Source organism: Petralouisia sp., assembly GCF_056822245.1.
Genome location: NZ_JBQIOP010000069.1, coordinates 1 through 14857, shown reverse-complemented (window position 1 = coordinate 14857; position 14857 = coordinate 1). Strand labels below are relative to the sequence as shown.

At 46.6% G+C, this 14857-nt stretch carries 10 protein-coding genes and 1 pseudogene; 10 read left to right on the top strand and 1 reads right to left on the bottom strand.

Annotated elements, in window-relative coordinates; genetic code table 11:
- Positions 1 to 45 precede the first annotated feature (45 nt).
- From serS to ACTO17_RS18345, 3 genes are all read left to right on the top strand, one after another.
- On the top strand, positions 46 to 1335 hold the full coding sequence (gene serS, locus ACTO17_RS18355) for a serine--tRNA ligase (protein ID WP_482558956.1): 1290 nt from the start codon (positions 46 to 48) through the stop codon (positions 1333 to 1335).
- A gap of 46 nt (positions 1336 to 1381) precedes the next feature.
- On the top strand, positions 1382 to 2221 hold the full coding sequence (locus tag ACTO17_RS18350; RefSeq protein ID WP_482558955.1) for a hypothetical protein: 840 nt from the start codon (positions 1382 to 1384) through the stop codon (positions 2219 to 2221).
- 102 nt (positions 2222 to 2323) lie between these two features.
- Positions 2324 to 2818 carry a hypothetical protein gene (locus tag ACTO17_RS18345; RefSeq protein WP_482558954.1) on the top strand — a complete coding sequence of 165 codons (495 nt, stop codon included), beginning with the start codon at positions 2324 to 2326 and terminating at the stop codon, positions 2816 to 2818.
- On the opposite strand, the gene ACTO17_RS18340 is transcribed toward ACTO17_RS18345, so the two are convergent.
- Positions 2757 to 3611, bottom strand: coding sequence for a helix-turn-helix transcriptional regulator (locus ACTO17_RS18340; protein ID WP_172539385.1), 855 nt, complete (start codon positions 3609 to 3611; stop codon positions 2757 to 2759). The genes ACTO17_RS18345 and ACTO17_RS18340 overlap by 62 nt on opposite strands.
- A gap of 199 nt (positions 3612 to 3810) precedes the next feature.
- Here ACTO17_RS18340 and ACTO17_RS18335 point away from each other — a divergent pair, with 199 nt between their 5' ends.
- The 7 genes and pseudogenes from ACTO17_RS18335 to ACTO17_RS18305 all read left to right on the top strand — a co-directional run.
- A complete protein-coding gene (locus ACTO17_RS18335) occupies positions 3811 to 6852 on the top strand; it encodes a glycoside hydrolase family 2 TIM barrel-domain containing protein (RefSeq protein ID WP_482558953.1) in 3042 nt (1013 codons plus the stop codon).
- A gap of 18 nt (positions 6853 to 6870) precedes the next feature.
- Positions 6871 to 8235 (top strand): MFS transporter, encoded by a 1365-nt coding sequence (locus ACTO17_RS18330; RefSeq protein ID WP_482558952.1) that lies wholly within the window; start codon positions 6871 to 6873, stop codon positions 8233 to 8235.
- A 74-nt stretch (positions 8236 to 8309) separates the two neighbouring features.
- Entirely contained in the window at positions 8310 to 8579 is a 270-nt protein-coding gene (locus tag ACTO17_RS18325) for a DUF6870 family protein (RefSeq protein ID WP_482558951.1), read from the top strand.
- A gap of 70 nt (positions 8580 to 8649) precedes the next feature.
- A complete protein-coding gene (locus ACTO17_RS18320; protein ID WP_482558950.1) occupies positions 8650 to 10281 on the top strand; it encodes a recombinase family protein in 1632 nt (543 codons plus the stop codon).
- A complete protein-coding gene (locus ACTO17_RS18315; protein WP_482558949.1) occupies positions 10282 to 11919 on the top strand; it encodes a recombinase family protein in 1638 nt (545 codons plus the stop codon).
- A gap of 19 nt (positions 11920 to 11938) precedes the next feature.
- A complete protein-coding gene (locus ACTO17_RS18310; protein ID WP_482558948.1) occupies positions 11939 to 13486 on the top strand; it encodes a recombinase family protein in 1548 nt (515 codons plus the stop codon).
- Between the two features lie 26 nt (positions 13487 to 13512).
- Positions 13513 to 14712 (top strand): annotated as a pseudogene (locus ACTO17_RS18305) (S8 family peptidase); the annotation flags it as partial.
- Between the last annotated feature and the right edge of the window lie 145 nt (positions 14713 to 14857).

The window sequence follows — 14857 nt, the reverse complement described above, 5'->3', positions numbered from 1 at the left end:
ATATTTAACCGCCGGAGTAATAAATCCTTTGATCAGGAGGAGCATATGATTGATTTAAAATTTTTACGGGAAAATCCCGAAACAGTAAAGGAGAACATCAGAAATAAATTCCAGGACAGCAAGCTGCCGTTGGTGGACGAGGTGATAGAACTGGATGTCCAGGCCAGAAAAACTCAGCAGGAGGCTGATTCCCTCCGGGCCGAGCGGAAGAAATTATCCAAGCAAATCGGCGCATTGATGGGGCAGGGAAAGAAAGAGGAAGCGGAGGCTGTGAAAGCCAAGGTCAACGCAGGGGCCGAGCGGCTGGCAGAACTGGAGAAACTGGAAGGGGAGCTGCAGGAAAAAGTCACGAAGATTATGATGGTAATCCCCAATATCATAGACCCGTCCGTTCCCATTGGAAAAGACGACAGCGAAAATGTGGAGGTGGAGAAATACGGAGAGCCGGTAACGCCGGACTTTGAGATTCCTTACCATGCGGAGATTATGGAGCGGTTCCAGGGCCTTGATCTTGACAGCGCCAGAAAAGTGGCAGGCAACGGCTTTTACTATTTGATGGGCGATATTGCAAGGCTTCATTCCGCAGTGATTTCTTATGCAAGAGATTTTATGATCGGCAGAGGCTTTACCTACTGCGTGCCTCCTTTTATGATCCGCAGCAATGTGGTAACCGGCGTGATGAGCTTTGCGGAAATGGACGCCATGATGTATAAGATTGAAGGAGAGGATCTGTATTTAATCGGAACCAGTGAACATTCCATGATCGGAAAGTTTATTGATACCATTTTAAATGAAGAGCAGCTTCCGCAGACATTGACAAGTTATTCTCCCTGTTTCAGGAAAGAAAAGGGCGCCCATGGAATTGAAGAGAGAGGCGTATACCGCATTCACCAGTTTGAGAAGCAGGAGATGATTGTGGTGTGCAAGCCGGAAGAATCTCCCCTGTGGTTTGAAAAATTATGGCAGAATACCGTAGATTTATTCCGTTCCCTGGACGTTCCGGTGCGTACCTTAGAGTGCTGTTCCGGTGATTTGGCAGACCTGAAAGTGAAATCTGTGGATGTGGAGGCATGGTCTCCCAGACAGCAGAAATATTTTGAGGTGGGCAGCTGCTCCAATCTGGGAGACGCCCAGGCCAGACGGCTGAAAATCCGCGTCAACGGTAAAGAGGGCAAATATTTTGCCCATACGCTGAATAACACCGTAGTGGCGCCGCCCCGTATGCTGATTGCCTTTTTGGAAAATAATCTGTGCCAGGACGGCAGCGTGCGGATTCCGGAGGCCCTGCGGCCTTACATGGGCGGACAGGACAAGATTGTTCCGCCGGAAAAATAAGTTTTGACGGGCTCCTGTTTGGTTTGACTCGGAAAAAGGAGAGCAGATGAAAAAGAAGTATCTTTGGGCCGGGCTTGGGGGCGCCCTTTTATTGGTGCTCCTGGCATTGGCAGTGTGGCTGATTCCCCTGGTCCGAACAGTATGTTTGCTTCGCGGTATGGCAAAATCCGGCGGATTTCAATATGAAGCCGCAGTGGAGATAGAAGAAGAAAATCTGTCAAAGCAGCAGAAGGATATCATTCGCTTGCTGTCCTGGGCTCTGACTGGCAAAGAAAACGCCGGCATGTCCTGGGAGATAACCGGAAGGATGTCGGAAGAACTGGTATATGGAAAGGTGTTCTGCCAGGGAAGCAGCGAACCTGTAACAGAACTGTATCTTGACCAGGATGAAGCGTTTGTCAATCTGGAAATGTTTTATGATTCCATACGGGACAATGTGCTCCGCCAACAGCCCTTTTTGGGAAGTTTGTTCCCGGAGTGGGAGTACGGCGCCTTTCTGTCCTCCCGCCAGGCAGAAGAAATTCTTCAGATAGATTTGAAAGAATGGTTCCGGCCGCAGGAACTGACAGAAACCCAGACATACTCTGTCCGGGAACTCCTTGGCCTTTTGCTGAAACTAAAACGTCAGAAAGGCCCGGGCGGCGAAAGACAGTTTGTACTGGAAGCCGGAGACTACCAGGCCGTTTTGGAAATTGCAAAGAAGGAGCAGGCCCCTCTTCTGAAAGTTCTGGTATCTGACCGAACCGAAAGCAAAGAAGTTTCCGCTTACACAGGAACATTTATTTTCCGGAAAACAGAAGAAATTGTTCTGCCGGACTCAAAGATAGAAGATGAGGATATCAGACAGCTTGCGAAATTGTGGAACGCTGTATGTTCATATCTTTGAGAGGAATATCACATATTTCCGCATCCGAGTAAGATATAGGAATATCACAAATTCCCCGCATCCGAGTAAGATATAGGAAAGCAAACCAAAAGGATGCAGAAAATGGCAGCTAACAGCGAAAAATTCGAAAATCTTCTGAACCTTGCCCTGGACGCCACAGCCCGGGAGCGGGAAAAATCATTACAGCTTGGAGTGGGCTATGAGCCGGAGGAACAGAAGTGGGAACTGATTGTGAAATATTCCGGAAATATTATGCGTCTGGCAGAGGAAAATCCCCGGATAGAAGTTATAGAACTGATGAATGAATATGCCGTTTTGTACGTGCCGGAGGATGCCATGGAACAGGTGGCCATGGCGCCGGAAGTGGAGTATGTGGAAAAACCGAAACGGATGTACTTTGCAGTGCAGGAGGGAAAACAGGCCTCCTGCATCACTCCGGTGCAGTCTGCAAGATACAACCTTACCGGAAAAGGGGTGATTGTAGCTGTTCTGGATTCCGGGGAACCTGTTACAGTATTGTCACGTCACTGCTGTTTCAGTTTCTTTTCCGGTGTTGGGACGGCGGATATCCTTTCTGCTTGTGAAACAGCCGGCTGAAATACAGCGGATTGTCATATCCTACAATCCGGGCGATTTCATTTACGGCATAATTTGTGGTCTCCAGAAGCATCTGGGCATTGGTGATGCGGATGGAGGTGACAAACTGCATGGGGGTGGCCCCGGCATATTTTTTAAAATTCCGGATAAACCAACTGACGCTCATTCCTCTGGAAGCGGCATATTCTTCAATATTGATATCCCGGTTATAATTCTCATTAAAGTAGGAAACAGCAGTTTCCATCTCCCGATCCAGATATTCGTTTTTTAACACATGTTCTCTGGTCAGTTCCCGGCGGAAAATAATCAGCAGATAACGCAGCAGCAGGGCAAGCATTTCTTCATAATCATCCTGACACCGCTGCAATTCCAAAATAATTCTTTTAAATACACGCTCATATTCCAATGAGGTTCCCACAGCGAAAACCCGCCTGTCATCAGGGAACCCGTATTTTCTCAATATATTCTTTACGTCGCTTCCAGTAAAGTGAATCCAGTAAACTTCAGTCTTATCCACTCCGTAATATTCGTATTTCTGAAATTCTTTCGGGCGGAATAATACAATATTCCCGGCGGTGACAATTGTTTCGTTTTCCGGGCTGTCGAAATGAAAATAGGCCCGTCCGGAAGCAATATAGATGATTTGAAAATCCACTCTGCCCCTGGGCCGATAAGTGGGCAGCTTCGGCTGCAGAGACAGACGGTAAGTTCCGCAGCTGCCTACAATCAGCGGTTTGCTTTTGTCTTTGAAGTCAAGAACGGAATGATTTTTGTAACTGGAATTGATGTACAAAGCGGGCACCTCCCGGGTTTTTTTCTAATTGTATCATTTTGTGCATATTCTGTCCAGTTCTGTTTATAGACATATTTTCCCTGAGAGATTATGATGTTATCAAGAAATTAAGTGAACAAAAGATATTAGCAGCAATGGACGGACTGGGCGTGAGCTTAATATCAAAGCAAAATTATGTATATCAAAGGAGGATTGGCCTATGATTGTGCCACGTTACTATGAGGATTTGAGTATGCTGCATGATAATACGATGCCCGCCAGGGCCTATTACATTCCGGCATCCCAGAGAAGAGATGATCTGGCAGAACACCGTGAGAACTCAGACCGGCTGCAGCTTTTGTCCGGAGAGTGGGAGTTCAGGTATTTTGAAAGTATTTATGAAGTGCAGGATGCATTTTATGAGATCAGTTACGATACCTGGGGGTTTGACAAGCTTACAGTTCCGGGGGTATGGCAGACAGCCGGATATGACAGCCACCAGTACGTCAATATCCGCTATCCCTTCCCGTTTGATCCGCCCTATGTTCCTCAGGATATTCCCTGCGGAGCCTATGTACATACTTTTTCTTATCAGAAGGATAAGAAAGCGCCGAAAACATTTTTGAACTTTGAGGGGGTGGACAGTTGTTTTTATGTCTGGCTGAACGGAGTTTATGTGGGCTACAGCCAGGTGTCCCATGCGGTCAGTGAATTCGATGTGACTTCTCTGCTGCAGGAGGGAGAAAATAAACTTGCGGTACTGGTGCTCAAATGGTGCGACGGTTCTTACCTGGAGGATCAGGATAAGTTCCGCATGAGCGGAATTTTCCGGGATGTATATCTGCTGAAACGGCCAAAAAGGGCTGTGAGAGATTACCGCATCACAACAGAGATAACAAAGGACAGCGCCGCGGTAAACGTAGATATCTGCTTCAGCGAACCGGCGGATACCACAATAATCATCGAAGATAAATATGGAACGGCAGTAGCCAGAGGAGAGATATCAAAAGACGGACTGCTGGAGCTTACAGTGCCCCAGCCGGTTCTTTGGAATACGGAACATCCATATTTATATACCATCATTTTTGATGTAGAAGATGAGGTAATCGTAGATTATATTGGTTTTCGGACGATAGAGGTGAAAGAAAGCGTCATTTATCTGAACGGGGAGAAAATCAAATTCCGGGGCGTGAACCGCCATGATTCTGACCCGGAAACTGGATTCACAGTCAGCGCAGAACAGATAAAGACCGATCTTACCCTGATGAAACAGCACAATTTCAACGCAATCCGTTCCAGTCACTATCCCAATGCGCCGTATTTTTATCAGATGTGCGATAAATATGGATTTATGGTAATTGATGAAGCGGATCTGGAGGCCCATGGGCCGGTGATGCTGTACCGCAGAGAAGATACAGATTTTAACCGTTTCAACCGCTGGAATGAAACGCTTGCGGATGCTCCGGCATGGGAGCAGGCCATTTTAGACCGTGTGCAGCTTATGGTACACAGAGATAAAAACCGTCCCTCCATTGTGATGTGGTCTATGGGAAATGAGAGCGCTTACGGCTGCAATTTTGAAAAGGCCCTGGCATGGACCAAGAAGTTTGATCCGGACAGACTGACCCAGTATGAAAGCGCCAGATACCGCAATTACGATGTAACATATAATTATGAAAATCTGGATCTGTACAGCCGGATGTATCCCGCGCTGACAGAAATTGAGGACTATTTAGAGAAGGACGGAAGCAAGCCGTTTCTGTTGGTGGAGTATTGCCACAGCATGGGGAACGGGCCGGGAGACTTTGAGGACTATTTTCAGATGATTCACAGCGACGACCGGATGTGCGGCGGTTTTGTCTGGGAATGGTGCGACCATGCGGTTGCCCATGGCAGGGCGGAAAACGGCAAGACCATATACCATTACGGCGGAGACCACGGAGAGGAAGTCCATGACGGCAACTTCTGCATGGATGGACTGGTGTATCCGGATCGCAGGCCCCATACCGGGCTTTTGGAATATAAAAATGTATACCGTCCCGCAAGAGTGGTTTCCTATGATGAAAACAGCGGGGAGCTGACATTTCACAATTATATGGACTTTGACGATCTGAAGGACTATGCGGTGATTGTATATGAAATGACAAAGGACGGCCTGACGGTGGAAAAAGGGAAATTGACGGATGTTTCCGCGGCGCCTCACAGTGACGGAAAGGCAGAACTGAAATTGCAGATTCCGGCCGCAGGAAGGATTTACCTGAAATTTACCTACCTTTTGAAAAAGGAAATGCCGTTGCTTGAGCAGGGCCATGTATTGGGATTTGATGAAATAAAGCTGGCAAACGAGGACGGAAGGAACCGGCAGGCGGTGAAATGGATGGAGCAGAAACCTGCTTTTGGCAGCATTTCCGTGAAGGAAACAGATACAGAGATTATACTGCAGGCAAAGGATTTCAGTTATATCATAGATAAACGCACCGGACTGTTTCACCAGATTCGGTTCGGGGGAAGAGATTATCTGAACCATCCCATGGAACTGAACATCTGGAGAGCGCCCACAGACAATGACAGGTATATCAGAACAGAATGGGAAAAAGCAGGTTATGACAAAGCCTGCGCCAGAGCTTACAGCATTAAAACGGTTCAGAGGGAATCCGGAGTACAGCTTACAGAGCATCTGGCAGTTGTGGCGCCCACCGTCCAGAAGATTCTGGATGTGGAACTTATCTGGGAAATTGACGGGAACGGAACGATATCCTCCCAAATTTCAGCGGCAAAAGAGGAAGAATTTCCAGAGCTTCCCCGGTTTGGAATCCGTTTGTTCCTCAATAAGAAATTGGAAAACGTCAGTTATTTTGGGATGGGGCCCCAGGAAAGCTACCGGGATAAGTGTCAGGGCTCCAGTCATGGATGTTATCGCGCCAAAGTCAGCCAACTGCACGAGGATTACATTCGCCCTCAGGAAAATGGAAGCCATTTTGACTGTGATTATGTGACGGCGGCAAATACGCAGTTTGGGATCACAGCGGTTTCTGAACAGCCCTTTTCTTTTCAGGCTTCTGTATATACCCAGGAAGAACTGGAACGGGCATTGCATAATTACGAACTGAAAGAATCTGACAGCACCGTACTCTGTATAGATTACGCATTAAACGGCATCGGCTCCAACAGCTGCGGCCCGGCAGTTTTGGAGAAGTATCGGTTTGACGATACAAACTTCCAGTTCCGGTTTGTGCTGGTGCCTTTTTTAAAAGAATCATAATATAAGGAGAAGCGAATTATGGAAGAAAAGAAATATTTAAAATGGTATAACAAAATCGGATACGGCTCAGGTGATATTGCGGGAAATGTGGTATATGCTTTTTTGACATCCTTTGTTATGGTCTATCTGACAGACACCATCGGCCTGGCATCCGGAATGGTGGGGACATTGATTGCCGTGTCAAAGCTGTTTGACGGATTTACAGATATCTTTTTCGGCTCCATGATCGACAAGACACACAGTAAGCTGGGAAAAGCAAGGCCGTGGATGCTGTATGGCTATATCGGCTGCGCCGTAACGCTGGTATGCTGTTTTGCAGTACCGGCCGGACTTGGAAAAACAGCCCAGTACGCATGGTTTTTCATTGCATACACCTTGTTAAACGGCGTATTTTATACGGCTAACAACATTGCATATTCGGCCCTTACTTCCCTGGTGACAAAAAACAGCAAAGAACGGGTGCAGATGGGGTCTTACCGTTTCATCTTTGCATTTTCCACAAGCCTTCTGATTCAGACCATTACAGTGGGATTTGTAGACAGGTGCGGCGGTGATGCGGCAGCGTGGAGACTGGTGGCAATTATTTATGCGGTAATTGGGTTGATTGTAAATACAATTTCCACCTTTTCCGTAAAGGAGCTTCCCGAAGAAAAGTTAAAGGACGGCGGGACATCCGGGGAGGAAGAAAAGTACGGGCTGATGCAGGCATTTCGCCTGCTTGTGAAAAACAAATATTATCTGATGATCTGCGGAGCCTATATTTTGCAGCAGCTGTACAGCGCCATGATCGGCGCGGGCATTTATTACATGACCTGGGTGCTGAAAAATAAAAATCTGTTCGGACAGTTTGCCTGGGCTGTGAACATTCCTCTTATCATAGCATTGATTTTTACGCCTGCGTTAGTAGGCAGATGGAACGGGATGTACAAACTGAATTTAAGAGGTTATATCCTTGCGGTAATCGGCAGAGCGCTGGTTGTAGTAGCCGGATATATGGGAAGCATTCCTCTGATGATGGCATTTACAGCTCTTGCGGCATTGGGGCAGGGGCCCTGGCAGGGAGACATGAACGCAGTGATCGCTTCCTGTTCTGAGTACACTTATCTGACGCAGGGCAAGAGAGTGGACGGCACCATGTACTCCTGCACTTCACTGGGAGTCAAAATCGGCGGCGGCATCGGAACGGCGCTGGTGGGATGGCTTCTGGAATTCAGCGGCTACGTGGGCACCAATTCCGTACAGCCCCAGTCAGCGCTCAGCATGATGCAGTTTATGTATCTGTGGCTTCCTTTAATCTTTGATGTGCTGATTATGTTAATTCTCTCCAGACTCAATGTGGAAAAAGCAAATGAGAAAGTGAAAATAGAAAAAGGCATTAGTTAGAGCGTGTTTTTTGATGGCTTTATAGAATAAGACATTCTTCTCCCCCCATATAATGGTAAGCGGGAGGGATGCTTATGAATCTGACGAAGGAAGAACTGTACAGAATGGAGCAGGCTGATATCAGGGAGGTTGTCTGGGATAACCTCCCTGATATCAGCCAGATTGAAATAGACAAAAAGAAACCTGTTCCCCAAAGAACCGAAGAATATGTACAGAAAGTCGGGAATCCGTTTCTGGTAAGGGTCGGAGCTTATACGGTGAAGCTTGGCTATTCCGACTGTGAAGAAACACTGAATGACAGGATGAAGCAGTACATCCGAAAAATCGCAGAAATAAAATATTAACGCGTGTTTGAAAAGTGCTTTTTTGAACGCGTCCAGACAGAAGCCATTACAGGAGGAAAGAGCAGGCAGAATGACAGAACCTATTTATTTTGCCGCCGTTTATCTCCGTCTGTCTAAAGATGACGGGGACATAGACGGCAGTATAAAATCAGAAAGCAACAGCATAAGCGCCCAAAGAGAATTGGCTTTTTCTTATCTCAGGGAGCATGAGGAGATAGAGTTGTTTGATATTTATGCGGATGACGGCTACTCCGGAGTCAATTTTGACCGGCCCCAGTTTAAACGGATGATGTCAGACATTGAAGCCGGGCATGTGAATTGCGTGATTGTAAAAGATTTGTCCAGACTGGGACGGGATTACATTGAAGCCGGGCGGCTGCTTCAAAAGACCTTCCCGGCTTTTCATGTGCGGTTTATTGCCATAGCAGATCAGTTTGACAGCCAGACGGCAGACCATACTGCCAAATCCCTGGTTCTTCCAATCAAAAACTTTATCAACGATTCCTATTGCCGGGACATTTCACAGAAAGTAAAAAGCCATCAGAAGATAAAGCGGGAGCAGGGAAAATTTATCAGCCCCTTTGCCATGTATGGCTACCGCAAATCTGCAGAGGACAAAAATAAACTGTGCCCGGACGGCTATGCCGCGGACATTGTGCGCAGAATATTTGCTTGGAAGCTGGAGGGCATGAGCGCCCTTGCAATCGCAGAGAGATTAAATGGGCTTGGAATACGTTCTCCCATGGAATATAAAAAATTCCGGGGCGAAAAATTCTGCACCAGTTTCCAGAAACATGCAGTGGCGAAATGGTCGGCAGCGGCAGTAAAGAGGATATTGGACAATGAAGTTTACACCGGGGTTCTGGTGCAGGGAAAAAATGAGCAGATCAACTATAAAGTAAAAAAAACAACAGCCAGACCCAGGAAAGAGTGGGCGCGGGTGGAAGGAACCCATGAGGCGATTGTTCCGCAGGAGGATTTTGCGATGGTACAGGCTCTGCTTGCCGTTGATACCAGGGGTCAGGGCAAAGCCGGGCGCGCGCATCTTTTTTCCGGGCTGCTGTTTTGCGGAGACTGTAAAGAGCCTATGATACGGCGCGTCAATCGCTGTAAAGGAACATCCAGGGTTTATTTTATCTGCCCCACCAGAAACCGGGGCCAGGGCTGCACCAGACACAGTGTGCCGCAAGAGGAGCTGAAAACAGTTGTATTCCGGATTTTGCAGATTTATACGGCAATTAATCTGGAGATATGCAGCCAATTGGAATATATCCAAAGGACGGAGGTTCATTTTGAGGAAGTGTCCAGACTTGCTGAGGAGATAGAAAGATTCCGTAAAGAGCAGGAGAAATACCTTGAGCTTCGGAACTGTTTGCGTGAAGATTTAAAAACCGGACTGATTACAGAAACAGATTTTAAAAATTTCCGGACAGTTTTTGAGACACAGTACCAGGAAATAAAAAATGCAGTTTTTAAACAGGAGGAAATGAAAGAAGAGATGCTTCGCAGCGGCATAGCAGCCGAGAAAAGACTGGAAAAGTTTAAAAAAGATATGGAGCTGACAGAATTGAACCGTGATGCTCTTTTGTGCTTTATCAGCCGGATAGAGGTATATGAACATAAAAAAATTTATATAGAGTTCCGAAGCAGAGAGGAATTCAGCGGAATACTTGCGCTCCATTCCGTCAGGAGGGAGGCATAAATGGCAAAGCCGTCAGGTAAGGAAGGGCCTGTCTGGAGAGCCGGCATCTACGCACGGCTGTCTGTGGACGGCAATGAAAAGAAAAATGAATCCATAGATACACAGATTGAAATTGCAAAGAAGTATCTCAGACAGATAGAAGATGCAGAACTGGCTGCGTGTTACACGGATTTGGGAAAGACAGGCACTAATTTTAAACGGGAAGGTTTTGAACGGATGATGGAGGACATCCGGCAGAAGAAGATTAATTGCGTTGCGGTCAAGGATTTTTCCCGGTTTGGAAGAAATTATATAGAAACAGGAAATTATATGGAAAAGATTTTCCCTTTTCTGAAGGTTCGGTTTATTGCGGTTACAGACGGATATGACAGCGAGAGGATAACGGGCGGGCAGTTCCAGTTATCCGTGAATCTGAAAAATATTGTGAACGAGCTCTATGCGCGGGATATTTCACAGAAAGTTCGGTCCGTGAAACAACTGAAACAGGAAAAAGGAAGCTATATCGGGGGTGCGCCTCCTTATGGATACCGGGCAAAAAAAGTCGGCGACAAACGGATACTGTTTCCAGATGAAGCCGCCAGACAGATCGTTGTAAAAATATTTGAAATGTATGCGGATGGAAAAACTTGCAGGGAAATTGCAGACGAATTATACCAAAAGAAGATACAGCGTCCCTGGGCTTATAATACCACCGGAAAAATATATTGTCCCAAAGACCAGATGCTGCAGCAATGGTCTTATGATACCATTAAAAATATTCTGATGAATCCGGTTTATACCGGCACATTTTTTCAGCCAGGGGACGATAAAAAAACACACGGAAGTCCCAAAGACCGTGAATCTCACAGTTTGGCTGCAGCGCATACCCATGAGCCGCTGATTTCAGAAGAATTGTTTCGCCGGGTATCACAACGGTTTCAGAGCCAAAAGAAATATGGAAACCGAAGGGGATTTTCCGAGACAATTACTCCAAAGGAGGATGTATTTAAAGGAATGATTTTCTGCGGCGAATGCGGCAGTCTAATGGTGCGTCAGTCATCCATAAAAATACGTTCCGGCGGGGAACGGGTGCGCAGGTATTCTTATGCATGTCCAAATAAAAATAAAATTGGCAACATGGCCTGCAGCAGTCAGAGGATTTCTTTGTCAGCTCTGGAAACCATCGTAAAAACTTTGATGGAAAAAGAGTGCTCCTGTTTCGAATTTTGTCTGGAAGATGATTGGAAAGAAACCATGCAGGAGGCTGTAAAAAAGAAAGCTGCCATCCGCACATGGATACGTGAAGCCAAGCAGAAGCAGGAGCAATTAACCTGGATGGGCAGCCAGCTTTACCGCCGCTTCCATGAGGGAGAAATTTCCCGTGAAGTGTTTCTGGAAGAAAAATCAAAAATAGAAAAGGAACTGGAACAATGGAACAGGAGAGAAACTGATTTCAGGCGGCAGGAAGAAATGACAGAACAGGAAGCGGAGAAAAGAAAACAGTCAATTTCTGAACTTCTGACCGGAGGAGCTGATATGGAACCTGACCGGCAAATGGCGGAATGTCTGATTCAAAAAATCAATGTATACCCCAAAGGCCGGATAGAGATTTTGTGGAATTACAGAAAAAACGAACTGCTTAAGAGGATGACGGAGTAATGTGATTGAGGAGGCGCGTATGGACGAACCATACAGAATTGCAGTCTATCTGCGTTTGTCAAAAGAAGATGGGGAATCGGCAGAGGAAAGCAACAGCATCACCAACCAGAGAATGCTGCTGAAAGAGTATGTCAAAAAACACTTTGGAAATTACCGGCTGAAGGAATTTGCGGACGATGGTTTTTCCGGAACAAATTTCCGGCGGCCCGGGGTTTCTAAGATGTTGGAGCAGATTAGGAATGGTGAAATTGACTGTGTGCTGGTGAAAGACTTTTCAAGATTTTCCAGGGATTATATTGAGCTTGGCTCCTACTTGGACCAGATTTTTCCATTTCTCGGTATACGTTTTATTTCACTGAACGATAATTATGACAGCAAAAAACAAGACGGGGGCGCTGCAGAACTGGATATTTCATTTAAAGGGCTGATGTACGATTTATATTCGAAGGATGTATCGGTGAAAGTCAAATCCTCGCTGCGTACCAGAAAAGAACAGGGGCAGTATGCCTGCTCCATTCCGCCCTTTGGATATAAAAAAGCGGACGGGGACAGGCATATGCTGACTGAGGCAGAGGAGGAAGCAAAGATTGTCAGAAAAATATTTTCCCTGGCGTTAGAGGGAAAAACCTCCGTGGAGATTGCGCGGCTTCTGAACCTGGAAAAGATACCTGCGCCCATAGAATTTAAAATCAAAAAGAAACAGGCAGACAGGACGCCACAAGGAAACAGTTTTCGCTGGAATCACACTGCCGTCTGCTCCATTTTAAAAAACCCGGTTTACACAGGAGATATGGTGTACGACAAATATGAAAAAAGCGAGGTGGGCGGTAAAAACCATTTAAAGCCCAGAAGTGAGTGGAAAGTATATCAGAACCATCATGCGCCAATTGTTTCCAGAGCCGATTTTGAAAAAGTTCAGAAGATGAGGGAGCACGCAGGCAGCAGGCGGGCGAAGGATGTAAAAGCAGGAAAGGAAAAGGAGGTGGGAGTGTGTCATCCGCTGCAGGGAAAAGTGTTTTGCGGCGGATGCAGGCGGGCAATGACGTTGCGAAAGAGTGTGCGGCATCCATATTTTTACTGTAACCACAGGTATGCATACACAGACAGGGAACATTGCGTGAGCCATTTGAAGCTGGTGTTTTTGGAACAGTTTGTTCTTGAACAGCTGCGTTTCAGATTGCCGGCGCAGAAGGAACTGGAGAAAATAAGACAGGAAAAGGAGGATGAAATCCGCAAAAAGCTCCGTATATGGATCAAAGAGAAGGAAAAAATAAGCAGAAAAAAAGCGGCGCTGCAGAGAAAACGATTAGAAGAATATGAAAAGTCTGTTTTCCACAGAGAAATCTCTTTCCAGACAGAGGATTTAGAGCTGCAGCAGGTGGAAGAGAGGATGGCGGAGATTGAAAAAGAGATAAATAGCATAGAACAAAAACTCCGCGAAGAGAAGGAGAAAAGTCCCTTCAACCGGGAAGGAAAAGCAGAGCTTACCAAAGAACTGGCGGAGACATTGCTCCGGGAAATTACTGTGTATGGAGAAGCGCGCATTGAAATTACATGGACGTTATAATTAATTGCAGTTGCTTAACAGGAAAGGGGATTGATTACAACCATCCGGATTTCCGCAACCAGGACGGCAGCACCAGAATTCTGGCTTTGTACGATGAGACTTTGGATCGGGAATTTACGTCAGAAGAAATCAATCAGGCATTGGAGGCTTCCAGTGAACAGGAGCGGTTTCGCATTGTTCCAAGCAGGGACACTTCAGGACACGGCACCCACGTAGCCGGGATTGCTGCGGGAAATGGCCGGGCAAGCGGCGGAGTGAACCGGGGCGTGGCATTTGAAAGTCCGCTTTTGATTGTGAAACTGGGCACACAGGACCCAAACGGTTTTCCGAGAACAACCCAGCTGATGCGGGGGCTGGATTATGCGGTGCGCAAATCTCTGGAATACCAGATGCCTATGGCAGTCAATATCAGCTTTGGAAATACTTACGGTTCCCACAGCGGGACGGCTCTTTTGGAAAGCTATATCAACGATATTTCCAATTACTGGAAAACCAGTATTTCCATCGGAACCGGAAATGAAGGGGCGGCCCGGGGCCATACCTCCGGCATTTTAAAACAGGGGCAGGAGCAGGAAATAGAACTGGGGATAGGAGAGTATGAATCTACCGTGAATCTGCAGCTTTGGAAATCTTATGCAGATCAGTATGATGTGATTCTGGTGCACCCTTCCGGCAGCCGTATCGGGCCGATCCGCCAGGTTCAGGGGCCTCAGCGGTTTGTGATGGGACAGACCGAGCTGTTAATTTATTATGGAGAGCCGAGTCCCTATAATCTGTATCAGGAGATTTATGTTGATTTTCTCCCGGCAAAATCTTATATTGACCCAGGCGTCTGGAAAATTGTGCTTGTGCCGGAACGGATTGTACAGGGAAGTTTTGATTTATGGCTGCCCGGACAGTCTGTGCTGAACCGGGGCACTGGATTTTTGTACCCCACAGAAGAGACAACATTGACGATTCCCTCCACAGCGGAAAAAGTGATTTCCGTAGGCGCTTATGACGCCAGGTATAATCAGCTTGCAGATTTTTCCGGCCGGGGCTTTACCAGACAAACCAATCAGGTGAAGCCAGACATTGCTGCGCCTGGAGTTGAAATTCGTTCTGCTGCGCCTGGGGGCGGCTATGCGGTGAGAAACGGCACATCAATGGCAACGCCTTTCGTGACTGGAAGTGCGGCTCTTTTGATGCAGTTTGGAATTGTGGATGGTAACGATCCGTATTTGTATGATGCTGTTATAATTGGACTAAGTTAGAAAAACCTTGAAAAACAGCAATGTCATTAACTTAAGAAAAAGCAATACCGGATAGCTTTACACCCATCCAGGGGGTAAAGGACATCCGGTATTGTTCTGGAAAATTAATTCTAATATT

Coding starts and splice junctions, on each gene's coding strand:
- serS (WP_482558956.1), top strand. CDS start 46: ATGATTGATTTAAAATTTTTACGGGAAAATCCCGAAACAGTAAAGGAG.
- ACTO17_RS18350 (WP_482558955.1), top strand. CDS start 1,382: ATGAAAAAGAAGTATCTTTGGGCCGGGCTTGGGGGCGCCCTTTTATTG.
- ACTO17_RS18345 (WP_482558954.1), top strand. CDS start 2,324: ATGGCAGCTAACAGCGAAAAATTCGAAAATCTTCTGAACCTTGCCCTG.
- ACTO17_RS18335 (WP_482558953.1), top strand. CDS start 3,811: ATGATTGTGCCACGTTACTATGAGGATTTGAGTATGCTGCATGATAAT.
- ACTO17_RS18330 (WP_482558952.1), top strand. CDS start 6,871: ATGGAAGAAAAGAAATATTTAAAATGGTATAACAAAATCGGATACGGC.
- ACTO17_RS18325 (WP_482558951.1), top strand. CDS start 8,310: ATGAATCTGACGAAGGAAGAACTGTACAGAATGGAGCAGGCTGATATC.
- ACTO17_RS18320 (WP_482558950.1), top strand. CDS start 8,650: ATGACAGAACCTATTTATTTTGCCGCCGTTTATCTCCGTCTGTCTAAA.
- ACTO17_RS18315 (WP_482558949.1), top strand. CDS start 10,282: ATGGCAAAGCCGTCAGGTAAGGAAGGGCCTGTCTGGAGAGCCGGCATC.
- ACTO17_RS18310 (WP_482558948.1), top strand. CDS start 11,939: ATGGACGAACCATACAGAATTGCAGTCTATCTGCGTTTGTCAAAAGAA.